The organism is Luteibaculum oceani (genome assembly GCF_007995015.1).
Lineage (GTDB): Bacteria > Bacteroidota > Bacteroidia > Flavobacteriales_D > Luteibaculaceae > Luteibaculum > Luteibaculum oceani.
Genome location: NZ_VORB01000001.1, coordinates 440,316 through 466,535 on the forward strand (window position 1 = coordinate 440,316; position 26,220 = coordinate 466,535).

General features: G+C 40.6%; 28 protein-coding genes. 18 read left to right on the forward strand and 10 right to left on the reverse strand.

Translation table 11 applies throughout. From position 1 onward, the window contains the following. Positions 1 to 266: 266 nt before the first annotated feature. The 6 genes from FRX97_RS01875 to purN are packed head-to-tail and all read right to left on the reverse strand — an operon-like array spanning position 267 to position 6,054. Positions 267 to 1,241 (reverse strand): glycoside hydrolase family 113, encoded by a 975-nt coding sequence (locus tag FRX97_RS01875; RefSeq protein ID WP_147012796.1) that lies wholly within the window; start codon positions 1,239 to 1,241, stop codon positions 267 to 269. Continuing rightward, the gene (locus FRX97_RS01880) at positions 1,234 to 1,809 is read right to left on the reverse strand and encodes a 1-acyl-sn-glycerol-3-phosphate acyltransferase (protein ID WP_147012798.1); all 576 of its coding nucleotides are present in this window, start codon (positions 1,807 to 1,809) and stop codon (positions 1,234 to 1,236) included. Before FRX97_RS01880 ends, FRX97_RS01875 begins: the two co-directional genes overlap by 8 nt. A 4-nt stretch (positions 1,810 to 1,813) precedes the next feature. Then, positions 1,814 to 2,632, reverse strand: coding sequence for a DUF4249 domain-containing protein (locus FRX97_RS01885; RefSeq protein ID WP_147012800.1), 819 nt, complete (start codon positions 2,630 to 2,632; stop codon positions 1,814 to 1,816). 5 nt (positions 2,633 to 2,637) lie between these two features. After that, entirely contained in the window at positions 2,638 to 4,989 is a 2,352-nt protein-coding gene (locus tag FRX97_RS01890) for a TonB-dependent receptor (RefSeq protein ID WP_170226985.1), read from the reverse strand. Then, positions 4,973 to 5,455: a ribonuclease HI gene (gene rnhA, locus FRX97_RS01895; RefSeq protein ID WP_147012804.1), complete on the reverse strand. Its 483-nt coding sequence runs from the start codon at positions 5,453 to 5,455 to the stop codon at positions 4,973 to 4,975. The genes FRX97_RS01890 and rnhA overlap by 17 nt, the downstream gene beginning before the upstream one ends. A gap of 2 nt (positions 5,456 to 5,457) precedes the next feature. Further along, on the reverse strand, positions 5,458 to 6,054 hold the full coding sequence (purN, locus tag FRX97_RS01900) for a phosphoribosylglycinamide formyltransferase (protein WP_147012806.1): 597 nt from the start codon (positions 6,052 to 6,054) through the stop codon (positions 5,458 to 5,460). A 75-nt stretch (positions 6,055 to 6,129) separates the two neighbouring features. On the opposite strand from purN, the gene FRX97_RS01905 reads away from it, so the two are divergent. The 8 genes from FRX97_RS01905 (at position 6,130) to FRX97_RS01940 (ending at position 12,727) form a co-directional block, all read left to right on the forward strand. Next, entirely contained in the window at positions 6,130 to 6,813 is a 684-nt protein-coding gene (locus FRX97_RS01905) for a nitroreductase family protein (protein ID WP_147012808.1), read from the forward strand. A gap of 65 nt (positions 6,814 to 6,878) precedes the next feature. Next, entirely contained in the window at positions 6,879 to 7,115 is a 237-nt protein-coding gene (locus tag FRX97_RS01910; RefSeq protein WP_147012810.1) for an acyl carrier protein, read from the forward strand. Positions 7,116 to 7,131: 16 nt separating this feature from the next. Continuing rightward, a complete protein-coding gene (gene fabF / locus FRX97_RS01915) occupies positions 7,132 to 8,385 on the forward strand; it encodes a beta-ketoacyl-ACP synthase II (protein WP_147012812.1) in 1,254 nt (417 codons plus the stop codon). A 2-nt stretch (positions 8,386 to 8,387) separates the two neighbouring features. Beyond that, positions 8,388 to 9,110: a ribonuclease III family protein gene (locus FRX97_RS01920; RefSeq protein ID WP_147012814.1), complete on the forward strand. Its 723-nt coding sequence runs from the start codon at positions 8,388 to 8,390 to the stop codon at positions 9,108 to 9,110. Beyond that, complete coding sequence (locus FRX97_RS01925; RefSeq protein WP_147012816.1) at positions 9,110 to 9,532, forward strand: IPExxxVDY family protein; 423 nt, start codon at positions 9,110 to 9,112, stop codon at positions 9,530 to 9,532. The genes FRX97_RS01920 and FRX97_RS01925 overlap by 1 nt, the downstream gene beginning before the upstream one ends. Beyond that, a complete protein-coding gene (pyk, locus tag FRX97_RS01930) occupies positions 9,529 to 10,956 on the forward strand; it encodes a pyruvate kinase (RefSeq protein WP_147012818.1) in 1,428 nt (475 codons plus the stop codon). Before FRX97_RS01925 ends, pyk begins: the two co-directional genes overlap by 4 nt. 2 nt (positions 10,957 to 10,958) lie before the next feature. Further along, positions 10,959 to 12,020: a M42 family metallopeptidase gene (locus FRX97_RS01935; RefSeq protein ID WP_147012820.1), complete on the forward strand. Its 1,062-nt coding sequence runs from the start codon at positions 10,959 to 10,961 to the stop codon at positions 12,018 to 12,020. A 308-nt stretch (positions 12,021 to 12,328) separates the two neighbouring features. Beyond that, positions 12,329 to 12,727: a hypothetical protein gene (locus FRX97_RS01940; protein ID WP_147012822.1), complete on the forward strand. Its 399-nt coding sequence runs from the start codon at positions 12,329 to 12,331 to the stop codon at positions 12,725 to 12,727. A gap of 134 nt (positions 12,728 to 12,861) precedes the next feature. Here FRX97_RS01940 and pheS read toward each other — a convergent pair whose 3' ends face one another. Further along, a complete protein-coding gene (pheS, locus tag FRX97_RS01945; protein ID WP_170226993.1) occupies positions 12,862 to 13,869 on the reverse strand; it encodes a phenylalanine--tRNA ligase subunit alpha in 1,008 nt (335 codons plus the stop codon). A 6-nt stretch (positions 13,870 to 13,875) separates the two neighbouring features. Then, positions 13,876 to 14,715, reverse strand: a complete 840-nt coding sequence (locus tag FRX97_RS01950) for a peptidylprolyl isomerase (RefSeq protein WP_147012826.1) — start codon at positions 14,713 to 14,715, stop codon at positions 13,876 to 13,878. A gap of 44 nt (positions 14,716 to 14,759) precedes the next feature. Between FRX97_RS01950 and FRX97_RS01955 the strand changes: the two genes are divergently transcribed. Further along, positions 14,760 to 15,185 carry a hypothetical protein gene (locus FRX97_RS01955; RefSeq protein ID WP_147012828.1) on the forward strand — a complete coding sequence of 142 codons (426 nt, stop codon included), beginning with the start codon at positions 14,760 to 14,762 and terminating at the stop codon, positions 15,183 to 15,185. On the opposite strand, the gene FRX97_RS01960 is transcribed toward FRX97_RS01955, so the two are convergent. Beyond that, positions 15,179 to 15,508, reverse strand: a complete 330-nt coding sequence (locus tag FRX97_RS01960) for a hypothetical protein (RefSeq protein WP_147012830.1) — start codon at positions 15,506 to 15,508, stop codon at positions 15,179 to 15,181. The genes FRX97_RS01955 and FRX97_RS01960 overlap by 7 nt on opposite strands. Before the next feature lie 21 nt (positions 15,509 to 15,529). Here FRX97_RS01960 and FRX97_RS01965 point away from each other — a divergent pair, with 21 nt between their 5' ends. Continuing rightward, positions 15,530 to 16,057, forward strand: a complete 528-nt coding sequence (locus tag FRX97_RS01965; protein ID WP_147012832.1) for a CvpA family protein — start codon at positions 15,530 to 15,532, stop codon at positions 16,055 to 16,057. Here FRX97_RS01965 and FRX97_RS01970 read toward each other — a convergent pair. Then, positions 16,038 to 17,234, reverse strand: a complete 1,197-nt coding sequence (locus FRX97_RS01970) for a phosphoglycerate kinase (protein WP_147012834.1) — start codon at positions 17,232 to 17,234, stop codon at positions 16,038 to 16,040. The two genes, FRX97_RS01965 and FRX97_RS01970, sit on opposite strands and share 20 nt — an antisense overlap. Positions 17,235 to 17,332: 98 nt before the next feature. Between FRX97_RS01970 and FRX97_RS01975 the strand changes: the two genes are divergently transcribed. From FRX97_RS01975 to FRX97_RS02010, 8 genes are read left to right on the forward strand one after another with little or no spacing between them, the layout of a single operon-like run. Next, positions 17,333 to 18,481, forward strand: a complete 1,149-nt coding sequence (locus FRX97_RS01975; RefSeq protein WP_147012836.1) for a DNA polymerase III subunit — start codon at positions 17,333 to 17,335, stop codon at positions 18,479 to 18,481. Positions 18,482 to 18,486: 5 nt separating this feature from the next. Then, positions 18,487 to 19,794 carry a PSP1 domain-containing protein gene (locus FRX97_RS01980; RefSeq protein ID WP_147012838.1) on the forward strand — a complete coding sequence of 436 codons (1,308 nt, stop codon included), beginning with the start codon at positions 18,487 to 18,489 and terminating at the stop codon, positions 19,792 to 19,794. Continuing rightward, positions 19,763 to 20,254: a gliding motility lipoprotein GldH gene (locus FRX97_RS01985; protein ID WP_170226987.1), complete on the forward strand. Its 492-nt coding sequence runs from the start codon at positions 19,763 to 19,765 to the stop codon at positions 20,252 to 20,254. Before FRX97_RS01980 ends, FRX97_RS01985 begins: the two co-directional genes overlap by 32 nt. Then, positions 20,251 to 22,587 (forward strand): penicillin-binding protein 1A, encoded by a 2,337-nt coding sequence (locus FRX97_RS01990; protein WP_147012842.1) that lies wholly within the window; start codon positions 20,251 to 20,253, stop codon positions 22,585 to 22,587. Before FRX97_RS01985 ends, FRX97_RS01990 begins: the two co-directional genes overlap by 4 nt. After that, positions 22,587 to 23,285: a CoA transferase subunit A gene (locus tag FRX97_RS01995; RefSeq protein ID WP_147012844.1), complete on the forward strand. Its 699-nt coding sequence runs from the start codon at positions 22,587 to 22,589 to the stop codon at positions 23,283 to 23,285. The genes FRX97_RS01990 and FRX97_RS01995 overlap by 1 nt, the downstream gene beginning before the upstream one ends. Positions 23,286 to 23,318: 33 nt before the next feature. Then, positions 23,319 to 23,978 carry a 3-oxoacid CoA-transferase subunit B gene (locus tag FRX97_RS02000; RefSeq protein ID WP_147012846.1) on the forward strand — a complete coding sequence of 220 codons (660 nt, stop codon included), beginning with the start codon at positions 23,319 to 23,321 and terminating at the stop codon, positions 23,976 to 23,978. Between the two features lie 6 nt (positions 23,979 to 23,984). Continuing rightward, on the forward strand, positions 23,985 to 24,707 hold the full coding sequence (locus tag FRX97_RS02005; protein ID WP_147012848.1) for a glycosyltransferase family 2 protein: 723 nt from the start codon (positions 23,985 to 23,987) through the stop codon (positions 24,705 to 24,707). Beyond that, entirely contained in the window at positions 24,704 to 26,164 is a 1,461-nt protein-coding gene (locus FRX97_RS02010; RefSeq protein WP_147012850.1) for a cellulase family glycosylhydrolase, read from the forward strand. Before FRX97_RS02005 ends, FRX97_RS02010 begins: the two co-directional genes overlap by 4 nt. Positions 26,165 to 26,220: the final 56 nt, after the last annotated feature.

Here is a 26,220-nt window from a genome sequence, read left to right on the forward strand (position 1 = left end):
TTATTTAATCCTGTGTAATAATTGGCAAATCTAGTACTTGTAGAATGATAATTTGCCTAGCGCTTTGGACAGCTCTTACAACGCTTACCCTTTTTGTATTTCTTACAACACTTCTTCTTAAGAGATAATTCTCTAATCTCGCACAAAAAGCAAGGAGGAAGAGGGTTTTGGGTAGCAATGTTCAGCCGATTCATGCTACAAAAATAATCAAATTTGAATCGTTCTAAATAAGGGTGTGAAAATTTTAATGGGCCACAACTTGAAACTTACAGTTTGTGAAACCACAATTTTATAGTGTTTTCTGCTTTTTTATACTGGGGAGAAAAGCCTAAACTTTTGCCTTTATTTTTTACCCTCGGAAACCATTTCCATACAAAAACTCCAGCAACGTAATCTTGATCTTGCAGTGCCTCAAAAAAAGTGTTCCACGCCAGAGACTGACTTTCACCATTGAATGGAACTTCGGTGTAGGACTCCCATGGTTTTTCCCAAGGGTTTTCTATACTGCGATATCCTATTTCAGTAAAGATTACGGGTAGGTTCAAACTGTCAGAAAGCGAATTCATTGTTTGGTGGTAAGCTTTCCATTTGGTGGGAGCTTTGGAGGGAGATTCTAACGGGAAATAAGCATTTACACCTATGTAATCGAGCAAGTGCCAGTAGGGAAAACGATTGTATTCATCCCAGTTGGATGCATAAACGAGTTTACCGGAGTACACTGCTCGGCAGGACGCAATTAAATCTTCAAAATACGCGGGGTGTTCTTGCCAAAGAGATTGCATTTCATTGGCAAGGCAAAAAAGTGGAAGTTTGTGCTTTTCAGAAAGCTCTGCAAATTGTACAATGTACTTTTTGTAATCGTTAAACCATTTGGCCCAAATTGCTGGGCTAGGAAATTGGTGATGTCCCGTAAACCCTCCAGGATTGAGCCATAAATGTGGCTTAACAATTGGGGTTAATCCATATTTTTTTGCCGCCTTAATGCAGGAATCAATGCCTTCATATGATTCTCCATCCCACTTCCAGTCTTCATTAAATCTAAATTCTCCAGTTTCACCGTTTGCATAACTGTAGGGCATTAGCGTTATGGAATTGGCGCCAAGGATTTTAATTTCCTTCCAGCTCGTATCAGAAGGTAATTTAACGCTTCCCACTAAAGACACCCCTTTGTACATCATTTGCTGGGCATCGCAGCTCAACAGTATAAGGCCAAGGATACTTAGTAAAAGCAGCCTAATCATTAGCCAGTGGAATAAAACTGTTGTTTTCGGGGAATTTGGCTGGAATGGTAGCGTAAAATTTAGCCATTTCTTTCAAGGTGGTTTCGTAATCTTGATTGGGATAAATCAGTTTGCCTATGCCGGCTTCCTTGTTTTTATAATCGAGATAAGCCAAAACTATGGGAACCTGTGCTGCTTTTGCAATGTGGTAGAACCCCGATTTAATTTTTGGAGAACTAGATCGGGTACCCTCTGGGGTAATAACCAAAGCCAATTCCTGATGCTCAGCAAAAAGTGCCGCAATCTGCTGCACCTTACCATCTTTTTGATTTCCAACCTTGCTACGGTCTATTCCAATGGCCCCTAATGGTTTAACAAACCAACCAAAAGGAGGCTTTAACCATTCCTTTTTTATAGTAAAACGCAGGGGGATTTTTAAAAGGTTAAGACTGGCAACGGTATATACCAGGTCCCAATTGCTGGTATGAGGTGCTCCAACCATTACACAATGCTTAGATGCCTCGGGAAACTTGTTGTTTAATTTCCAACCATTCAGTTTAAAAAGCATTTTAAATATCCAAACCAGCATAATCTTATTTGTTTATTTCAATTTCTCGAACTGTTCTTCCGTAGGCTACAAAAATTCCTAATGCACCATTGGAAATATTCGTTGGAACATTGCTAGGAGGTGCATCAAAAATTCCACTTTCAAAAGACTCAATGGCAAGGGCGCTTAAAATTTCTTCTTCCCGTTTATTAATGGTGCGCAATTCAATTTTCAGCACGTCACCACTATCTAGGTCAAAGGTGCCGTAAGTGATGTTATTCAAATATAGCCCGTTAACAAATTCATCGTTAAAAAGGGCGCCATATTCAAATAAGCTCTCGTATTCGTTGGCTCCATTTACGTAATCTATAAACCAATAGTAATTTCTTTTGCCAGGAGGATCTTGAAAGGAAATACCTATTTCCACTTCTTCCCTGGTGGTAAAAACACCGTCTTCTAATCGCTTGCAGGTTAGCGTATCTATAGCTATGGGAGGATTTAAGAATGATACAGCGCTGTACACTTGGCCTTCGTAGGTTATTTCCAGATAATAGTTGTGGTTCGCTTTCCCGACAAAATTTAGTGGGCTTATATAAATACCAGGGGAGCTTTCATCAAAGGTAAAGGTGCGATTAGAGTCATCTCGGATAATAACTGTAGCACCGATTGCAGGAATGTTTTTTATCTCATCAAAAAAGTTGGATGTAAGGGAAAGACGAATGGTATCTCTTAGTGTGGTGTTGTCTATTTCGGCATCTACCACCAACCGTGTGTTTTCCTGAGCTATGTAGCTTAAGTCTATGGGCTCCGTGCAAGAATAGAGTAGAGAGCAAAGGAAGAAAGACAGTAAAACGCGTATTTTCATCTTCGCTAAAATTTAAAATTATAAGTCACCGAAGGCAATACCGGAAACAAGTAAAATTTCTCGGCTACCAATTGGTTGGGGTTGCTATTACTTTCTTTAAAATTAATGGTATAGGTATTATGACGGTTGTATACATTATAAACTCCAAACACCCATTCTGAGGTATACTTTTTGGGTTTCTCCTTTTGCTTAGGTTTCAATGTTAAGCTGAAATCCATTCTGTGGTAGGCCGGAAATCTGCCGCCATTTCTACTTGTGTAGGTAGGAATGGTTATACCTTTATATAAAAACTTACCCGAGGGGAAGGTTGCCGCTAGGCCGGTTGCGTATACAAAGTTCATCCCTACGCTAACTCTTTTGTTAATCTGATAGCTTGCTACCAGCGATATATCGTGGGTTTTATCATATTTCGCTGGGAAAATCTCAATGCCAGGCAAGGTTTCGTCAACATCTATTAGTTTCTCCGTCCTAGATAGCGTGTAGGAAAGAAAACCATTTAGTTTACCCCAGTCTTTCTTTACAAAAACTTCAAGCCCATATGCCCGTGCTCTACCAAATCTCAGTTCTGCTTCTAGCTGATTATTTAACAACAATTGCGCCTGATTTTTAAAGTCGATGGCATTGCGCATATCCTTGTAATACAACTCCGCAGAATATTCAATTTTCCATTTTCTAAAACTCGAAAAATACCCGATAGCGATCTGGTCTGCTAATTGGGGTTTTACGTTTGGCGATGCTAAAAACCAAATATCAAGTGGACTAGATGCAGTGGCATTCGAAGCCAATTGGGCATACTGGCGCATTCTGTTGTACGAAAATTTTAGGGAGCTTATTTCAGATAAGCTGTATCTCGCTGCCAATCTTGGTTCAAACCCTCCATATCGGTTGTATATTTTTCCTTTAGGATGATTTAGGGTGTCGGTAACCTCGTAAGTCTCATTTAGGTTATACGATACGCCCTTCCCTATATTTAATAGTGCGCTGTGCCGTAGACCGTATTTTACCTTTAATCTTGGGCTGATATCTTGTTCTCGTTCTATGTAAATCCCTGTTTCTATGGCCTTGGTGCGGTCCAACTTGTAATCGAATCGGGTTGAATCGAGGTTGATGGAAATTTCGCCGGGTTGGAAATTATGATGGATGACCTGTGCTCCGACACGCCAAGTACTTTTTGGGTTTTGGTAGTAACCCACATCGTATTTAAGATTAAAGTCCTCAATTCTAGAGGTCCAGTCGAAGGTCTCTAAACCTTCTTTTGAACCTAGATTATAGTCGTATTTGCTGTAAATACCCGTTAAGTTGGCAAACAGCTTTTGGTTAAAAATGTGATTCCATCTTAGCGTACCAGTGGCGTTTCCCCAACCAATTTTTGCCAATCCGTCCTGCACCCCAAAAATATCTCTACCAAAGTATCCAGAAAGGTAAAGTCGGTTTTTGTCGTCTAGCGTATAGTTGGATTTTACATTAAAGTCGTAAAAATACAACTGGTTGTTATTGAGGGCTTCGTTGTTGCTCAGCTTTAAAAAGAGGTCGGCATAGGTTCTTCTGCCGCTAACTAAAAATGAGGCTTTGTCCTTCTTTATGGGGCCTTGAAGGGTAAGACGAGAGCTCAAAAGGCCTATCCCTCCTGTACCTTCAAAATGCTTGAGATTTCCCTCGTTCATTTTAATGTCCAATACCGAGGCAAGTCTTCCACCATACCGAGAGGGAATTCCTCCTTTATACAGTTGTACGTCTTTAATAGCGTCAGGGTTAAACACAGAGAAAAATCCAAAAAGATGGGCGGCATTGTAAACATTAGCCTCATCCAATAAAATAAGGTTTTGATCGGCGGAGCCTCCTCGTACAAAAAAACCGCTATGACCTTCTCCTGCGGTAGCGACTCCTGGTAATAATTGAATGGCCTTAATAATATCTACCTCACCCAAAAAGGCAGGTATCTTTTTTATTTGTTCAATGGGGAGATTTACCGAACTCATCTGTACATCGCGAACGTGAGATTGTTGATCTCGATCTGCGGTAATTTCTACTTCCGATAGTCCAATTTCAGAAGGACTCAATTCTATTTTTATTTTGTTGAGGTTTTCTGTTAAATCTATGGGTAAGGATTGAGACTGGTATCCGACATAATTAAAGATTAAAGTGTAGGAACCTGGATTTAACTCTATTGAAAAATAGCCGTAGTCGTTGGTGGAGGTACCAAGTTTTAATTCTGAAATAAAAACGGTTGCGCCAACTAGGCTTTCCCCACTGTTGGCATCGGTAACCGTACCACTTATTACTTTTTTGTCTTGGGCCGAGGCAGTTATAGTTGCACCCCAGAACAGAAATAGAAGAAACTTAAAATAGTGCTGCATCGTTTTCGCTATTTTCTTCAAAGCCATGATCCTTACTGGTAGCTCTATTTAAGGCGGCATCGGTTGCTAAAAAATCGCAGCGTTCATTTTCTTTTATTCCAGCATGACCCTTAACCCAAACTAACTTAACCTTGTGTTTTCGGTAAGCTGCAAGAAATCGTTTCCATAAATCGGGGTTCGCTTTTTTGGCAAAGGACTTTTTTTCCCAACCAAAAACCCATCCTTTTTCAACAGCATCAACAACATATTTGGAATCGGAATAAATGGTAACCAAGGTGCCAGGATATTTAAGAATTTCTAAAACCTTTATAACACTCAATAGTTCCATTCGGTTATTGGTGGTTTTAATAAACCCTTCGGACAACTCCTTGCGATTATTGCCGCTAATAAGAACAGCTCCATAGCCACCTGGGCCAGGGTTTCCTCTTGAAGCGCCATCTGTATATGCAATTACCTGATGCGCCAATACTATAGATTTAGGAGGTGTTTTTCTATTTCCCTTGGAAAGTGTTTGTGCTCTAGTTGCTGCACTTTTTGCTGAACATCCTCTGGGGTATCATCGGGATGGACTGCTGTGGAGAATTGAGAAATAATTGCTCCCTCGTCGTAATTCTCATTTACCTTGTGAATGGTAATTCCCGTTTCTTTCTCGTTTGCTTCCACAACCGCTTTGTGCACATGCATTCCGTACATACCTTTACCTCCAAACTTGGGTAAAAGGGCAGGGTGGATATTTATAATCTCATTCGGGTAGGCTTCCAAAATATTCTTTGGGATTTTCAGTAAAAACCCAGCTAGAATTATCCAATTTATATGCTTCTCTTTTAATAAAGTAACTATATCATTGGATTCATAAAGAGTGCTTTTTTTGGCGTGATAACACGGAACCTGATTTCGGTCAGCCACCTTCCAAATCCCCGCTTCCTTTTTGTTGGTAACAACCAACTTCACCTGAATCTTAGAGTGACCTTTAAAGTGGCTAATTATGGCCTCAGCATTGGTTCCTGACCCCGAAGCAAAAATGGCAAGATTCAATTGTGGCAAAGCTTGTAATTTAAAATTCACATCAAATGTATACAAAACCCCATGGGCATTGGAAGCAAAGGAGTTTATTTTATTTTAAACCCATAAACAAATACCATGATTACCCACGATACCAAGAATGAAGCGTTTGTGCCTTACGGAAGAGAAAGATATACTCACGAGCAACTTCTAGAAAACATTAAGAGGTTTAAGTCCGATCTTTCAGAAAGGAGGAGTATAAGACAGTTTTCAAATAAAAAAGTACCCAAAGAGGTAATTGAGAATATACTAGAAGTAGCAAACGGAGCACCATCTGGAGCTAACCGACAACCCTGGACTTTCTGCGTTATATCCAACCCTGAATTAAAAGGGGAAATAAGAAAACGCGCCGAGCAAGAGGAGTACCTTTCATACAATGGAAGAATGAGCGAGGAATGGCTAAAGGATGTTGAGCCGTTTGGAACAAATCATATTAAAGAGTTTATAGATGCAGCTCCTTATATTATTGTTGTATTTAAAAAGGTATACGATAAAGACGAACACAACTACCGAAAAAGCAATTATTACGTAAATGAGAGTGTAGGAATTGCGGTAGGGTTTTTACTGACTGCCATTCATCAAGCGGGATTGGCCTCTTTAACTCATACTCCGAGCCCTATGAACTTTTTACAAGAAGTTTTGGGTAGACCAGAAAACGAACGCCCGTTTCTATTGATTCCAGTGGGATATCCGCACGAAGAGGCCCTTGTTCCCAAGATAGAAAAGAAGCCACTTAAAGAGGTTTCGGTGTTTTACGAGTAATTTTCTTTGAATATTTATCGTAGATGTGCTTTATTTGCTGCTACTAAATTTTAATTCGAAAGGCAATGTCTGACATTAAATCTGAGGTAATAGCAATTATTGTTGACAAATTAGGTGTAGATGAGGGGGATGTAACTCCTGAGGCAAGTTTTACTAACGACCTCGGTGCAGATTCACTTGATACAGTTGAGTTGATCATGGAGTTCGAGAAGAAATTCAACATCGCAATTCCAGACGACCAAGCTGAGAAAATCGCAACGGTTGGTCAAGCTATTGAGTACATCAGTAACAACGTAAAGTAAAAGTAATTTAGATTTTATGGAATTAAAGCGGGTAGTCATAACCGGATTAGGTGCCCTTACTCCAATTGGTAATACCGTTGAAGAGTATTGGGATGGACTTATTAATGGTAAGAGCGGTGCAGCTCGTATTACCCGCTTTGATCCTTCTAAATTCAAAACGCAGTTTGCGTGCGAGGTTAAAGGCTTCAATCCTCTTGATTTCTTCGATAGAAAAGAGGCACGTAAAATGGATCTGTTCTCGCAGTACGCGATGGTAGTTGCAGATGAGGCATTAAAAAATGCTGGTCTTGCAGAAAATGGTCCAAACCCAGATAGAGCTGGTGTAATTTGGGGTTCTGGTATTGGTGGTTTGCAAACCTTCCAGGAGGAATGTGTTTCTTTCGGCCAAGGCGATGGAACACCCAGATTTAATCCATTCTTTATCCCGAAAATGATTGCCGATATAGCGTCGGGTCATATTTCAATTAAATACGGTTACCGTGGTCCTAATTACACTACGGTTTCAGCTTGTGCTTCCTCTACTAATGCATTGTTAGACGCTTTTAACCTAATTCGATTAGGTAAGGCAGATGTAATGGTAGGTGGAGGTTCCGAAGCTGCCGTGTGTGAGGCAGGTATTGGAGGGTTCAACGCTCTGCATGCCCTTTCAACTAGAAACGATGATCCTGCAACGGCATCAAGACCCTTCGATAAAGATAGAGATGGGTTTGTACTTGGTGAAGGTGCTGGATGTTTGATTCTAGAAGAATTAGAGCACGCAAAAGCTAGAGGCGCCAATATTATTTGTGAAGTTGTCGGAGGTGGAATGTCTGCCGATGCACATCACATTACCGCTCCTCACCCAGAAGGTCTAGGTGCATTAAATGTTATGAAAGCTGCTCTTGACGATGCTCACATGAGTGTTGACGAGCTAGATTACATTAATGTGCATGGTACCTCTACTCCTCTTGGAGATGTTGCCGAAACTAAGGCAATCAAGTCCATTTTTGGAGAACATGCCTATAAGCTTAACATTTCAAGTACCAAGTCTATGACAGGTCACTTGTTGGGAGCTGCAGGCGCCATTGAATCAATAGCTAGTGTATTGGCTGTGAAGAATGGAATTGTTCCTCCTACTATAAACCACTTTACTGATGATCCTGAGTTGGATAACAATCTTAACTTCACTTTCGAGAAAGCTCAAAAAAGAGAAGTAAGAGCAGCGTTAAGTAATACTTTTGGATTTGGTGGTCATAACACTTCGGTAATTTTTAGAAAGTATAGCGTATAAGAATGGCCTTGTTTAGTACTAGCGGAAAGTCTTTCAGAGAACGAAAGCTCCGTTATGTGTTAAAAAATTACCTAAAGCTAAACCCTAAAAATTTAGACTTATACTTCTCTGCGGTTGTACATACCTCTTATAAGGGTTATGGTGATGAGCGTGGAACTTATGATAGGTTAGAGTTCCTGGGTGATGCGCTTTTCGGTGCTTACATTACTGCATGGATATTTACTAAGTACCCACAAAAAAACGAAGGGCAACTTTCTAAATTAAAATCGAAGTTGTGTTCAAGGAAATTTCTGAACACGCTCGCGTTTAAGCTTCATATTAATCATTTGATCTATTTCTCCACCCGAGAGAATCTTTCAGAAAATTCCATTCCTGGTAATACGCTTGAAGCACTTTTTGGAGCGGTTTATTTAGATCAAGGATTGGCAGAATTGCACAAGCTTTTTGATCACATAATTAAGCACCATATTAACGTTGCAGAGGTCGATAAGCAGGATATAGATTACAAAAGTAGGGTGATTCAATTTTGTCAAAAGCACAAAAGAAAACACCGCTTCTTAACTACCGAAACAGATCATAAAAATGGTAGAGATTTTTTTACCATTGCACTAGAAATAGAAGGTTTCGATAGTGTTTCGGCTGTAGGTTTTTCAAAAAAGAAAGCCGAACAGCAAGCCTGTAAATTGTTTTACGAAAGTAAAAAACAAGAATTCGAAGAAGATTAATGACCGTACACTACCTAGATTTCGATGACGAGCCCGAATTTCACATGATTGGAATTGCTTGCCATTTGAAAAATTATCGCCTGTGCTGGTTAGTTAATAAAGCCTTAAACATAAATCTAGAACGGTCTCAAGATCCCTACGTATTTTGGCCCGGTAAAAGCATAAAATCTGAACATGCTTTGTTTACTGGATTTAACGAATTCTGGAAATCGCAGCATTATTTGATTCAAAATAAGGGCTTCCAACAAACCCTGGTGGTCCCAGAACATAGGGCGGCCGATTACCTTTTAATTACCAAAAATCCTAAAGAAGAGTATTCTACTTTTATTCTGCAGGAACTAAATAAACAAAACTTAATTTTAACGGCGTTTAAAATCAATCCGGTTGGATTAAAATCGAGCGCTAATTTGACATTCGAATGATACGTAAAACCAAAATTGTAGCTACCATAGGACCCGCTTCCTCCTCCAAAGAGAAGCTTACAGAACTAATTCGGGCAGGGCTTAATGTTTGTAGAATTAATTTTTCTCATGGAAGTCATGAGGTGCACCTAGAGGCAGTTAGAAATATTAGAGCGGTATCCGATGAATTAAAAATTCCGGTGGCCATTTTAGGAGACCTTCAAGGGCCAAAATTAAGAGTAGGAATGCTTCCCGAAGAGGGCTTAGATCTTATAGAAGGAGAAGAGTTGTGTTTTACTACAAAGCCTAACAAAATGGGGGATAAGCAGAATTTATACATCAGCTATTCCTCTTTTGCGAAAGATGTAAAACCAGGTGAAAAAATTCTCTTGGATGACGGAAAGCTAGAATTAGAAGCTGGCGAAAGCGATGGTGACGCCAGAGTGAAAGCAAAGGTGATTCATGGTGGGATATTAAAATCGAAAAAAGGGGTAAACCTACCCAACACTAAAATCTCCCTTCCATCTCTTACGGAAAAGGATTTGGTTGATTTAGAATTCGCCCTTGAGCACGATTTCGACTGGATAGGTTTATCCTTCGTTCGTTCGGCAAGAGATATTATAGAACTGAAGCATAAGATTAGCGAGCGCAACAAATTCTCAAGAGTGGTTGCAAAAATCGAAAAACCGGAAGCGTTAAAAGAACTGGAGGGCATTATCGATGAAACCGATGCCGTTATGGTTGCTCGTGGTGACCTCGGTGTGGAAATCCCTATGGAAGAAGTTCCACTTATCCAAAAGGATATTATAAAACAATGTAGAGAAGCAGCAAAACCGGTAATTGTTGCAACCCAAATGATGGAGAGCATGATAGAAAATGTTACTCCAACCAGAGCTGAAGTTAATGATGTGGCAAATGCGGTAATGGATGGCTCAGATGCGGTAATGCTTAGCGCAGAAACCTCGGTGGGGAAATACCCTGTGGAAACGGTGAACGCCATGCGTAAAATTCTTGTTAAAACAGAAGCTTTTGAGGGGATATTTCACCATGAAACTGCGCCTGGAGATTTTGGAGGCGATCGATTTATTTCGGATTCCATTTGTTACAACGCCTGTCGTTTGGCTCAGCGTGTTAATGCAATTGGAGTAGTGGCCATGACCCACTCTGGTTACACGGCCGTGAAGCTATCATCGCAGCGCCCAAAATCAACGGTTTTTGTTTTTACGGGAAATAAAAGACTGATAACCGCTTTAAGTTTGGTTTGGGGTGTAGAGTGTTTTTATTACGATAAGTATGTATCTACAGACCACACCATAGCAGATATCAAGTATATCTTAAAGCGCGAAGGCAAAATTAAGAATGGAGATTACCTTATTAATATCGCCTCTATGCCGATAAGCGAAAAAGGAACTTCGAATATGATAAAACTAAGTCAGGTAGATTAACTATGGCAAATCTTAACGAAAAGCTACTAGCAGAAATTTGCGAAGCACCTGGGGTACCTGGGCATGAGCAAAAAATTAGGGATATAGTTCGCCGAGAATTAGATGGATTAGGTTTTGAGCTAAGCGTTGACAATATGGGTAACCTAACCGCTTTTAAAGCAGGTAAGGACGCGCGAAATGCCATGGTGGCTGCCCATATGGATGAAATTGGCTTTATCGTTACTCATATCGACGATAACGGGTTTCTAAAATTTCACCCACTGGGTGGATTCGACCCAAAAACATTGACGGCTCAACGCGTAATTGTGCATACCGAGTCTGGACCATTAGTAGGTGTAATGGGATCCAAACCCATTCATGTAATGTCGCCCGAGGAGCGCAACAAAGGGGTTAAGATTAAAGACTTCTTTATAGATCTCGGGTTAGAAGCCGAAGAGGTAAAGAAAAAGGTTGAGGTAGGGAATACCGTTACAAGAGAGCGCGAGTTAATAAAAATGGGACATTGCTTTAATTGCAAGTCGCTTGATAACCGTGTATCCGTATTTATTCTAGTTGAGGCTCTAAAAAATCTCGCTAAGAAAGAATTACCAGTAAATCTTCACGGTGTTTTTACCGTTCAGGAGGAAGTTGGTTTAAGGGGTGCTCACGCAGCAACACTTCGTATAAAACCCACCTGGGGTATAGGTTTGGATACTACAATCGCATTCGATGTGCCGGGAGCTGCAGGTCATGAAAAAATTACCGAGCTAGGAAAAGGTGTAGCAATAAAAATTTTAGATGGATCTGTAATTAGTGATGTTCGCATGGTTAAGTTTTTAAAAGCCATTGCCGATAAGCAGAAAATCACTTGGCAACCCGAAATCTTAACGGCTGGAGGAACCGATACTGCTGCACTGCAGAAATTTACCGAAGGAGGATCCATCGCAGGGGCTATTTCCATTCCTACGCGACACATCCACCAAGTAATAGAAATGGTGCATGAAGCCGATGTAACTGCGGCAATCAAACTCCTAGAGGCATCTATTTTAAACTTGGGTAAAGAAGAAGATTGGGCGATTAATTAATGTGCCAATTTTTTAATGTAGCTATTTAGCAATGGGGGGATTTATCTACGGTAGTAGTGAATCCCCCTAATTGTTTAATGAAATTAGACTTTGTGAATCTTTGTGCTACCACAGGATCACTCGGTGACCAGCAGCTTGTAAATACATACCTGGTGCAAAAAATCTGTGCTAATCTGAGTTAATCGGTGGTGCACCTCGATACAATCCCGACGCCTAGCGGGTCGGGATCACTCGGTGACCAAAACTCTCTGTGTATCCCGTTGTGGTGAAAAAACCCGTATTATTGATGCAACCATAACCCTAGAGAAATGAAAATCGTAAAAATTATAGCGGCTGTAATTGCCGGGTTTATTGTTGGATCTATTGTAAACGGCGGATTAATTATGCTGGGTTCTCAAATTATTCCTCCACCGCTTGGGGTGGATCCTATGGACTCGGAAAGCATTATTCACAACATAGGTCTTTTTAAACCCAAACATTTTTTGTTTCCCTTCCTAGCTCATGCTTTGGGAACTTTAGTCGGTGCATTTATAGCCTTGCTTATAGCCAAGCAACATATAGCTGCCTGGATATTAGGGGGACTATTTTTACTAGCTGGAATTGCAAACGTGTTTATGATCCCAGGGCCAACTTGGTTTGCTATTCTTGATGTGGCTCTAGCCTACCTTCCTATGGCATGGCTTGCCATCCGATTAAGGAATAAATAATAGTTTTAGGTTAAAACCGTATGTCGCAGTTGGGAAAATGCTTTTTCAGCTGCGATTTTTTTGTAGCTAAAAATACAAACGGGGCTACCTCTTTATTAAGAGATAACCCCGTGTATTAGCTGTAGTTTATAAAATTATAAAGTGGATTGAAACTGATTTAAAAATCTTAAATCATTTTCGAAAAGGGTACGGATATCATTTATTCCGAAACGCTGCATGGCAATACGTTCTATTCCCATCCCGAAAGCAAATCCGGTATATTTTTCTGAATCAATTTTTGCATTTTCTAATACGTTGGGATCTACCATTCCACAACCCAATACTTCTAACCATCCAGTTCCCTTGGTAATTCGATAGTCGATTTCGTTTTCTAAGCCCCAGTATACATCCATCTCGGCACTAGGTTCTGTGAAGGGGAAATACGACGGGCGCAACCTAATTTTTGTCTTGCCAAAAAACTCCTTAGCAAAATACAGTAGCGTTTGTTTTAAGTCGGCGAAAGAAACTCCTTCGTCTATGTACAATCCTTCTATTTGATGAAAAACGCAATGCGAACGTGCCGAAATAGCTTCATTCCTGTATACCCTTCCTGGAGAAATTGTTCTAATAGGTGGTTTTTCGCTTTCCATAACCCTTACCTGTACTGAGGAGGTATGCGTTCTAAGCGCGTGTTCCTCATCTAGGAAAAAGGTGTCTTGCATATCTCTTGCTGGGTGTTCCTCGGGGAAGTTTAAGGCAGTAAAGTTGTGCCAGTCATCTTCTATCTCAGGCCCTTCGGAAATAGAAAATCCTAGGTAGCTAAAGATTTCTATGATTTCGTTTTTTACAATAGACACTGGGTGTCTCGACCCCAATTGTGGGAATACGGGTCTGGTTAAATCGGGTTTCTCACCACTTGCCTTCTGGTTAGCAGCACCCTCTTTTAACTCCTTTATTTTTTCAGTTGCCTGATTTTTAAGGATGTTTAGAATTTTCCCAAACTCTTTTTTATCCTCATTGGCCACTTCTTTAAAAGAAGAAAATAACGCGGTTATTTCTCCCTTTTTACCTAAATACTTAATTCTCAGCGCCTCAGCTTCTTCCGCTGTTTTTGCACTTAGGTTTGGAATTTCTTCCAAAAGTGACTTGGCCTTATCTAAAATGCTCATTTATTCAACCTTAAGTTTTTTCATCACCACATCTTCCTCTGGCCTATCCGCTTTACCGGTTTTAACCTTGGATATTTTCATTACAACATCCATCCCCTCAATTACTTCTCCAAAAACCGTGTAGTTTCCATCTAGATGGGGTGTTCCACCTTGCTCGCTATAGGTTTTAATTTGCTCTTCAGTATAGGTTCCTCCTCTTTCCTTGAAGAGCTCTTCTACCTGTGGGGCAAGATTTTGAAGTATAAAATTCAACTCCTGTTGGTTTCCAACCTTCATATACAAATCCACTCGCTTTTTTAATTCGGCGTTTTTTGGATCGTTTAAGATTTCATTAAAAATTTGGTTTTTAGTTTCCTGCTCCTTCCTTTGGGTCATGGCCTCTAGCTGCTCCTTGGTGTAGGTTTTACCGGTTACAATGTAAAATTGCGAGCCCGATGATTCTTTTTTAGGGTTAACCTGATCTGAAAGGCGTGCTGCCGATAAAGCTCCTTTTTTGTGAATTAAGCTGGAGCTAAATTCAGCGGGAATGGTGTAGCCAGGACCACCATTACCAAGTTGGTCGTCAGGTTTAGCGTTTTTACTATCAGGATCTCCCCCCTGTATTACAAATCCGTCGATAACGCGGTGAAAAAGGGTTCCGTTATAAAATCCGTCTTTAACCAGCTTAATAAAGTTGTCTCTATGCTGGGGAGTTTCGTTGTAAAGTTTTACTACGATATCCCCGTAATTTGTTTTTATCCGTACAATAGGTTCGCTTGCTTCATTTTGAGAATACAATTGAACTTGGAATAGTACTAAGGCAAGAAGACTAAGAGCGAATTGCCGCGCAGTTTTTTTCATAATTTTGCTAGGCTTTAGCGATTGGCGAAATTAACAATAAGCAAATGGAATTAAAACATAGAGCCGTTAAGTTTAGTTTTTTGGCTGGCATATTTGCCATCCTAACTCTTTCGGCAACCTTTACCACCTCTTGTAAAAAAGAAGACCCAACTCGAGTTACCATCACAGTTAGAGATACCATTAATCGTGCGGTACCTGGTGCTGTAGTGCGCGTTTACGCAAAACCAACCGATAGCACGCAGGTGGCTTCTAGAATTCGCTTTGATGAATCCAAAATCACCAACAGTTCTGGACAGGTGTTATTCGATTACACTTCGTTCACCAAACCAGGGCAGGCAGGGTTTGCAGTATTAGACATCTTTGCATATAAATTATCCGATAACGACCCCAATGATACCCTAGGTATTGGAATCGGTCAGGTTAGGGTAGAAGAGAACAAGAACAATACCAAGGCTATTAGAATTCAATAGTCTAGATATTCTATAATTGCTTCCTTCATAAGTCTTTCTTGGTCATTCGCTTGAAGGGGAGGAAGCGGTTTCAGGTTCTCAAAATGCGGCCAGCCTTCTTGGTCTAACCCCACAAATTTGTAGTAACCATAGGGCTCTAGAACCCGGCAAGTTGCAATGTGTAATACCGACATCTTTTCGTCTTTACTGTACTTTCTAAACCCCTTACCGAGCTCCTGCAGTCCAATAAGGAATAACAGGGATTGCAAGTCTACCGGCTGGCCAAAAGCCTCTTCGGCATTTTTTAGGGTTTCTTGCCATTTTCGTTCGAAATTATAATCCATTCTTGTTAGGTCTTTTTAGCAATGAACATCCTCGACATTATTCTTTTAGTTCCTTTAGCTTATGCAGCATTTAAAGGGTTTACCAAGGGTTTTGTTTTCGAAATATTTTCGCTTCTCGCACTTGGTTTGGGTGTCTATGGATGCATTGAGTTTTCGGATTATGCAGGTACTTATTTAGCCGAACATATCGATAGCGACAAAGAGTGGTTTCCTATCCTTACCTACACCGTAACCTTTGTATTAATTGTGGTTGCAGTAAGTATGCTGGGTAAGGTGATAGATAAAATGATCAGCTTTATCCAGTTGGGGCTCGTTAATAAACTACTCGGGGTGTTGTTCGGACTTATAAAGTCTGCATTTTTCCTTAGTGCAATTCTTATGATTTTTAATGCGCTGAATACGTCATTTAACTTTATCGATAATCAGCTCGTAGAAGATTCTATCCTCTACGAACCGATTTCTAAATTTATTCTTCTCGTTTTACCTGGCGATGAAAGTACCGGGATTTACAAACAGTTTTACGATGGCCTTAATGGCTTGTTTCTTTAATCGCGGCAATACCAGGTAGAATCTTACCTTCAAGACATTCTAACATCGCTCCACCTCCGGTAGAAACATGAGAAACACGGTCTCCTAGTTTAAACTTGTTAACCGCGGCAACGGAGTCTCCTCCCCCAACAACGGAAAAGGCTCCCTTAGAAGTGCTATCTGCTATGCTAAGGGCAACTTCAACCGTTCCTTTAGCAAAGTTTTCGAACTCAAATACTCCCATAGGACCATTCCATAAAATGGTATTGCTATCCAAAAGCTTTTCTTTAAAAAGACTTATTGATTTTTCACCTATATCTAGGCCCATCCATCCATCAGGAATGCTATTTATATCCGCTTCTTTTCTGTTGGCATCGTTATTAAAATCGTCAGCGATAATGGCATCCACAGGAAGAAGTAGCTCTACATTTTTTTCTTTGGCCTGCATAATAACCTTTTCTGCTACTGGGATGTAATCATCTTCAATTAAAGAAGACCCCACTTTCCCGCCTTGTGCCTTAACAAAAGTAAAGGCCATACCACCGCCAATAAAGATGCGGTCTACTTTGTCTAATAGGTTTTCTAGAATGCTAATTTTACTGGAAACCTTAGCTCCACCCACCACGGCAGCAACGGGTTTTTGTCCCGAAGAGAATATTTTATCTAAACTTTCTAATTCCTTAGCTATCAGGTATCCAAAGGCGCTCTTTCCAACAAATAGTCCAGCAACCACGGTGGTAGACGCATGTGCTCTATGTGCGGTTCCAAATGCATCGTTAACATAGCAGTCACCTAGCTGGGCAAGTTGCGTTGCAAAGGCCAAATCGCCCTTGGTCTCCTCAGCGTAAAATCGAACATTTTCTAGAAGAATAACCGAACCTTCCTCGGCTTGGTCCACCACTTCAATTGCTTTTTCCCCAACAGTTTCTTCCGAAAAATAAACGGGTGCTTCAATTTTTGTGGCCAAATAATCGGCTACCGGCTTTAGACTAAATGCATTGTCTTTGCCCTTAGGTCTTCCTAGATGGCTCATTAAAACTGCCTTTCCACCATCGCTAACAATTTTGTTTATGGTTGGAAGTGCGGCCTTAATACGCGTATCGTCGGTTACATTTTTATGCTCGTCAAGAGGTACGTTAAAGTCAACTCTAACCAATACACGTTTCCCCTTGTAATTGAATTTATCTACAGTGATCATAATTTGATTTAGTGAGCGGCAAAATTAAAACAATTGATGATTTCCCTTTAGATATTGATAGCTCATATAAATCGCTAATTTTGACCAAATTTTTTGCGTTGAAATTCTCCGAAATCATAAGTTCTGAAAGCTTAGCAACCAAAATGGCCCAAAACATAGTGGAGGGTAGGGTTGCGCATGCTCAGATGTTGGTTGGAGAAGACGGAAGCGAAGCTTTGGCTTTTGCCTTGGCCTATATTTCTTTTATAAACTGCGAAAACCGACAGGGCAACGACTCTTGCGGTACATGCAGCTCCTGTATTAAACTAAGCAAGTTTGCACATCCCGATGTGCATTGGATTTTCCCTATTGCCAATTCTTCGGATACGAGCAATAAACAAGGCTTAGAAAAGCAGATGGCCGAATTTCAAAAAATCTGGAGGGCTACGCTGGAGACCAATCCCTACCTAAAATATCAGGAATGGATTAAGGCTCTTGGTGAGGAAAAGAAAAAGCTGGAAATCAACAAAGCAGCCGCTGAGTTCCTTTTTTCTAAAATGGCACTTAAGTCCTACGAGGGAGGGATGAAGATTGCAGTAATCTGGAAGCCTGAATTAATGAATGTTCGTGCCGCAAATACCCTGCTTAAAATTATTGAGGAACCACCTGCAAAATCTTTGTTTTTGCTTGTTTCTAATAATGCAGATGCGGTTTTAGGTACCATTTGCTCTCGAACTCAAATTACACGAGTTCCCAAAGTGCCTCAAGAGAAATTTGCCAATTGGTTGGTTTCTAATTTAAGCCTCAATGCGCAAAGTGCAGATACTATAGCCTTTGCAGCCGATGGTAATATGGGTACAGGTTTGGCGATGGCTAGGGAAATGGGTGGAGAGAACGAACTTTTTGTAATCTTTAGAGCTTGGATGCGTTTGTGCTTTTCGAAAGACTTGGCAGGATTAAGGCAGTGGGTGGCCGAAAACGCTAAAATGAGTAGGGATATGCTTTCTGGTTTATTACAGTATGGCTTGCAAATAGTATACTCTTCGCTAAATGTGGCGATGCTACAGGCAGACCCTAAGCTTATTAACCCAGCTGAAAAAGAGTTTATTAAGAAATTCGCTCCCTTTGTTGACGCAAAAAGAGGGTCGGCATATTACAAGTTGTTTAACGAAGCAATTGCCGATATACAGTGGAACGGAAACGCTAAAATAATTTTAAGCGATTTGTCGTTCAAATTTATGATGTTGTTACACCAGAAAAGGGGATAAAATTTATGGCTTGTTCAAATTGTAGCAAGGGCGGTATACCCGCAGGATGCAAAGGAAACGGCCAATGCGGAACATACGGTTGTAATAATTTAGATGTATTCGATTGGCTTTCAGATATTTCTCTTCCTAACGGAAAACAAGAATTTGATATCGTTGAGGTGCGCTTTAAGGGCACCCGAAAGGCGTTTTTTAGAAACCACAAAAACATTCAACTATTAGTTGGAGATGTGATTGTGGTGGAAGGCTCGCCCGGACACGATGTAGGACTGGTTTCTCTTACCGGAGAATTGGTTCGTATTCAAATGCAAAAAAAGGGAGAGAAGGTAGATAATTACGAAATCAAAAAGGTGCTTAGAAAAGCAACCCAGGCGGACATAGACCTTTGTCACGAAGCCAGAAAGCTAGAGGATAGTACCATGTATCGCTCTCGCGAAATCGCCAAGGAACTTAAACTCGAAATGAAAATTTCGGATGTTGAGTACCAAGGGGATAAAAGCAAGGCGACGTTCTATTATACTGCGGAGGACCGGGTAGATTTTAGGGAGCTAATCAAAAGGCTTGCCGAGGAGTTTAGCATCCGAGTGGAAATGCGCCAAATTGGTTCACGTCAGGAGGCTGCGCGCGTGGGTGGAATTGGGTCTTGTGGAAGAGAGTTATGTTGTACAACATGGTTAACTGACTTTAGAACGGTATCTACCACTGCCGCGAGATATCAACAACTGTCTCTGAACCCGCAAAAATTGGCTGGGCAATGTGGTAAGTTAAAATGCTGCCTTAACTACGAGCTAGATATGTACGTTGAGGCTATCAAAGATTTTCCTAAGCCAGAACTCCGACTGAAAACAAAAAAGGGTATTGCTACTCATTTTAAAACCGACATCTTTAAAAAGGTAGTTTGGTACATTTATCACGAGGAAGGCCAGTCCAAAGATCCTATCCCAATCGAACTAAATCGAGTTAAAGAAATTATTGCGCTTAACGAAAAAGGCGAAAAGCCCGAGGATTTAAGAAGCTATGAATTCTCTATTCCAACCGAAACGGCTAAACCGGTGGAGCTCGATTTTACCGATGCGATGGGTACAGAATCTTTAACGAGATTCGACCAAAAGAAAAAGTCAAAGAAAAAGCCTTCATCAAGGGCGAATAATAACAATAGAAGAAGGCAAAATCAGAATCAGGGTGGAGGCAAAAGCGCCAATGCCAGTAAATCTGGGGGACCTTCGAACAATAGCGGAAACCAAGGAAACAAGAATTCCAACTCAAATAGAAAAGGAAGATCAGGTGGTCAAAGACGTCGCAATCCAAATAAGTAGATATTTAGCCCTATTTGTAGTGGCGGTTTCCATGGTAGCCTGTGGAGAAAAGGTGATGTACTCTGATGTTACTTCCATTCCAGAAAATGGATGGCCATTTATTGATACGGCCAAATTTTCGGTGGAAGTTGAAGACACTACCACAAGGTTTAATTTTTTCCTTGCCGTAAAAAATTCCAAAGATTACGAGTACAGCAATTTAATACTGTACCTAAAAGGTGACGGGCCCAATGGAATAAAATCAATGGATACCCTGGAGTGCTTTGTTGCATACCCAGATGGTAGATGGACAGGCAAGAGTTTTGGGTCTGAGGTAAGCCATAAATTTTTGTTTAAGCAACAAGCTGCATTTCCAGAGCCGGGCGTTTATACCTTTAATTTTAGCCACGCCATGCGCGATACCCTATTGCAAAATATTACTAATCTTGGTCTAATTATAGAGGAGAGCCAAATACAATGAGCAAGAATAAGGTAACCGAAAATTCCCCGTCTCTGTGGAAAGCGTATAAAAAGCAAATCCTCATTTTTTGGCTGCTTTTTATTCTTCCCTTCATCATTATTGGTTTGGTATTGCTGGGGGCATCTTTTAGCAAACTTCCTACCATTTTAGAATTAGAAAACCCCAAGAGTAATTTGGCTACAGAGGTTTTTTCTAGCGATGGAAAAACGATTGGACAATATTATACCGAGAACCGGGTAAATGTTACCTACAAGCAGCTTTCTCCTCACTTAACTAATGCCTTAGTTGCCACAGAAGATGAACGTTATTTTAATCACGCCGGGATAGATTTTATTGCCCTAATGCGCGTTGCAAAGGGTGTTTTAACTGCAAACACAAGCCAAGGTGGAGGGTCTACCATATCGCAGCAGTTGGCTAAAATGCTCTTTTCAGATGAGCCTCGAAGTAAACTAGAACGCGTTGGTCAAAAATTTAAAGAGTGGATAATTTCCGTTCGACTAGAGCGTCGTTATACCAAGGAAGAAATCGTAAGCATGTACTTAAACCGACTGGATTTTGTAAACAATGCAGTAGGGGTTAAGTCGGCAGCCAATGTTTATTTTAGTACCACTACAGACTCGCTCCAGCTACACGAGGCAGCTATGTTGGTGGGAATGGCTAAAAATCCATCCTTATACGATCCTTTTAAAAGACCTGAGCTTACAAGAAATAGAAGAAATGTTGTTTTTCTGCAAATGAAGAAAAACAACCATATCAACCAAGAGGAGTTAGATTCTCTAAAGTTGTTACCCCTGCAGCTTAAACCTACCCGAGTTTCTCACGTAGCTGGTTTAGCTCCCTATTTTAGAGAGGTTCTTAGAAATGAGTTGAAGGATATTTTATACGCCAAGGATGAAAATACAGGGCAGTATAAAATTGCCAATTCTGAGGGAGAGCCCTACAACATTTACCGCGATGGATTAAAGGTTTATACCACTATCGACTCCAGGCTGCAGGAGTATGCAGAATTTGCGGTTCACGAACATTTAAGTAAAGATCTGCAACCTCAATTTTTTAAAGATCTGGAAAAAAGATCGAGGTGGAATAAAAACCGAATTGCCTACGATTGGCGTGTAGACGATAGAGAGATTGAAAGGATGTTGTACAACAGTATCCGTAGATCTGATCGATTTAGAAATGAGTTAAATCGCTACATCCATTGCGATGGTTGTAACCGAACCGACGAAGAAATTGAAACCTTTAAAAAAGACAGTATCCCGGTAATTTTTGATAAGCCAGTAACCATGAGGATATTCTCTTATAAGGGAGAAATAGATACGGTAATGAGCCCCATGGACTCCATTAAGTACTACAAGGCTTACTTAAGAGCTGGATTGGTTTCCATAGACCCAAGTACAGGATTTGTTAAGGCATGGGTTGGAGGTATAGATTACAAACACTTTAAGTTCGACCATGTTAAACAGGGAAAAAACCAGGTTGGATCTACCTTTAAGCCCTTTGTTTATGCAACCGGTATTCGCGAGGGATTAGATCCTTGCTTAAAAGTTCCCAATACCCTAACATGTTTCGATATGCCGGCTGGACAACCTAGGTATTGTCCTAAGAATTCCGACGGAAAGTATGGCGGAATGGTTACCCTTAAAGAAGCCCTAGCAAAGTCTATGAACAATATTACGGCTTGGGTAATGAAAAAGTATGGCCCCGAGGCGGTAGCCCAGTTGGCCCAAGACCTTGGAATAACAACCTTTTTAGACCCGGTTCCATCATTGTGTTTAGGGGTTGCCGATGTTAATTTAATGGAGATTACAGCTGCTAATGCCAGTTTTGTAAATAAAGGGGTACACCTTAAACCCATTTTTATTTCTAGGATAGAGGATAAAAACGGTAACCCGCTGTACGACGCAATCCCAAAAGCTACTGAAGCTTTGGATGAGCGGACATCCTATATTATGCTAGATATGCTTAAAGGGGTAATAGATTTCGGTACCGGCTCAAGGTTAAGAAGAGACCTTCCCTACGGGAATATTCAATACCCCTTGGCAGGAAAAACGGGTACTACCCAAAGCAATTCCGATGGTTGGTTTATTGGCTTAACACCTGATTTGGTAACAGGTGTTTGGGTTGGGGGAGAAGAGCGTAGTATACGCTTTGCATCTACCTATTATGGTCAGGGAGCCAATATGGCCCTTCCAATATTTGGTTATTATATGAACCGGGTATATCGCGATTCTGAAATAAATATTTCTAAAGACGATTTCGATCCACCCACAATGGATTTAGGTATTTCTCTAGATTGTGGTGAGATGAATTCTGAGCTAAACTTTGATGAGTAATGGCAATTAAAAAAACAGTTTCTGGTGCTGCTGAGGCACTAAAAGGAGTTAAAGATGGTATGACCCTTATGGTTGGTGGATTCGGCCTTTGTGGAATACCTGAAAACGCTATAGCAGAATTGGTTAGACTTGGCGTGTCGGGCCTAACCTGTATTTCTAACAATGCTGGAGTAGATGATTTTGGATTGGGCTTGTTGCTTAAAAAGAAACAGATCAAAAAAATGATCTCCTCATACGTAGGTGAAAATGCCGAATTCGAGCGTCAAATGCTTTCAGGAGAGTTAGATGTGGAGCTCATTCCTCAAGGAACACTTGCAGAACGTTGTAGAGCAACTGGTGCTGGTATACCGGCATTTTTTACTCCAGCCGGATATGGTACCGAAGTATCAGAAGGTAAAGAGGTAAGAGAATTCGATGGTAAAATGTACGTAATGGAACGAGCATTTAAACCAGATTTTGCTCTTGTTAAGGCCTGGAAAGGCGATGAAGCTGGAAACTTGATTTTTAAAGCTACGGCAAGAAACTTTAACGAGGCCATGGCAATGGCAGGGAAAATAACTGTAGCCGAAGTGGAGGAGTTGGTTCCCATTGGAGCATTAGATCCCAACGAAATTCATACCCCTGGCATTTTTGTTCAAAGAATCTTCCAAGGAAAAGATTACGAGAAAAGAATTGAGAAAAGAACGGTAGCCAATTAGCTAATTAGCTAATTCGCCAATAAGCTTAGAAACATGGCATTAGATAAAAACGGAATAGCGAAAAGAATCGCGCAGGAACTAAAAGACGGTTATTACGTAAATCTCGGAATTGGTATACCCACTTTGGTAGCAAATTTTGTTGCCGATGATATTAATGTAGAGTTCCAAAGCGAGAATGGAATCTTGGGCATGGGACCCTATCCTACAGAGGATAAAGTTGATGCCGATCTTATAAACGCAGGAAAAGAAACCATAACGGCTCGTCCTGGAGCGGTTTATTTCGATAGTGCAACTTCCTTTGCGATGATTCGAGGACAACATGTGCAACTAACCGTGTTAGGAGCCATGGAGGTAAGCGAAAAGGGAGACATCGCCAACTGGAAAATTCCGGGGAAAATGGTAAAGGGAATGGGAGGAGCTATGGACTTGGTGGCTTCTGCAGAAAATATTGTGGTAGCCATGATGCATACCAACAAGGCAGGCGAATCTAAACTGCTACCCGAATGTTCTTTGCCGCTAACTGGAGTGGGTTGTGTAAAGCGAGTGGTAACCAATTTGGCCGTATTGGATATAGATCCAAAACAGGGGTTCATTTTAAGAGAAACAGCACCTGGAGTAAGCATAGAGGACGTTAAAAATGCCACTGCAGGGAAATTGGTTATTCATTCTGATGTAAAGGAAATGCAGATATAACACAACATGACATTTAACAAGCTCTCCATTGTAATTCCGGCTTATAACGAAGCCAAAACCATTCACCTAATACTAGATAGAATAAAGGCTGTAGAGCTTTTGAATGGAATTAAGAAGGAATTGGTAATAGTTAATGATGCCTCTAAAGACAATACGGTTGAGGCGGTTGAAAATTATATTAAAGCCAATTCCGATATGGATATCCAATTTTATTCTCAACCTAAAAACATGGGTAAAGGTGCTGCTTTGCACCGTGGAATTAAGGAGGCAACCGGAGAGTTTCTAATTATTCAGGATGCAGATTTGGAGTATGACCCTAGAGAATACAATCATCTTCTGAAGCCAGTGGTGGAGGGAAATGCTGATGTGGTTTATGGATCTCGGTTTATGGGTGGGAATCCGCACCGAATTTTGTTCTTCTGGCACTCTATTGGCAATAAGTTCCTCACCTTCTTAAGCAACATGTTTACCAATCTCAATTTAACGGATATGGAAACGTGTTATAAGCTGTTTAAGTCGGATATCATTAAAGGATTAGATCTTAAGGAAAACAGGTTTGGATTTGAACCTGAAGTAACCGCAAAAATTTCGCGCATCCCCAAACTGAGGATATACGAAGTGGGAATTTCTTACTACGGAAGAACCTACGAGGAGGGGAAGAAAATTGGAGCTAAAGATGGCTTCAGAGCAATATTTTGCATTCTGAAATACGGTTTGTTTAAGTTATGAGGCTTCTTAATTATTTACCTATTGTTGGTTTAATATTCTTATGGAGTTGTAACGGTGATCAAGTTCAAACGGTAAATAAGAAAGAGAGTTATATATCATTAAAAGAAGGGGAATTCGTCGATGACGGTCAGGGTTTTTTCCCCTTGATCCTCAATTATCAAGTAACGATTCAAGCTAATGATACCAGCATTTGGGGTGCTCCAAGTATGGATTATTATGAATCAAATTATCCGCACAATAACAAGGATAAAAGCTTAGAGTTATTCCGTGAAGACATGCGGGTAATTAAATCCATGGGATTCAATACTGTGAGGTTGGTAAAAATTACCGAAGAGCACTGGAATAAGTTGGCCCAAGCACCGGCTGTTACTACTTGGTATAAAGGTAAATATTGGAGAGCACACAACTTTATAGAGGCTGCTGATTACCCCGATTACATTAAATCGGTGGAGGAACTATTAACCATTGCGGCAGAGGAAGGCTTAAAGGTTATTCTTCTATTCAGAATGGATGGAGAAAATGAACAGCTTAATAATCATGTAGCTCGCAGCGTAGAATATTTAAAAGAGGATACCAATATTCTCGCCCTTGACTTATTTAACGAACCCCTTTATTTTGACTCACTTGACAGGGCAAAAGAGGATGTTTATAAAATTTCCAAGGGTTGGTATGAATTGGTGAAATCGAAATCGCCTAACCATCTAATTACAATCGGTTTGGCTGGAATTAGAGAGGCTTTTGAGTGGGATCCCAATTTAGTTTCTGCGGACTTTATCTCCTTTCATCCTTACCAAAAGTTCCAAAAAGGAAGGGTAGAAAATGAAATTTATTGGTACGGAAAAACGCTAAATAAACCATGGATTATTGGTGAGACGTCAACTGCTTCAGATGGGAAACTGGTTCCCTATTCAGAGCAAATTGCTTTTGCCAATAAGGTATTGAGGCAAACCGTTGGATGCGGTGGGGCTGGTTTTTCATGGTGGCAATACAAAGACGTAAGTTGGAATGAATACCATTCCGATTTTATGGGATTGGTTTCAAGGACGGACTCCAATGGAAATGGGGTTGTAAAACCAACTGCAGATGTTTTTCGGACCTTTGATCCCAACATCTACAAGGACAGCTGCATCCTCTACCCTAATTATTACAACTTAACTTACGAAAGTGCTTGTACGCTAACCGGTAAGTTAATAGATCAAAACGGAAAGCCGATCGAACATGGTGTAGTTATGGCTTGGAGTGAATGGTGGGATAAATTAAGGCACAGCCAAACAAAAAGCGATGGGTCTTTTGCCATAAGCGCAGATTTTAATTTGCACCATTGGATCATTACTGCACCAGGATTCGAATACAAACGGGGAGGAGTTGATTATTCTAAAATAGACACCATAAACAATAATCTAACCTATGATTTGGGTGAAATTGCCATTGAACACCTAGGCTTATCAGAGAATTAAATGGATTGGCATTTTTATTTATACGGTGGAGCAACTTCCATAGTACTAGCGGTTTT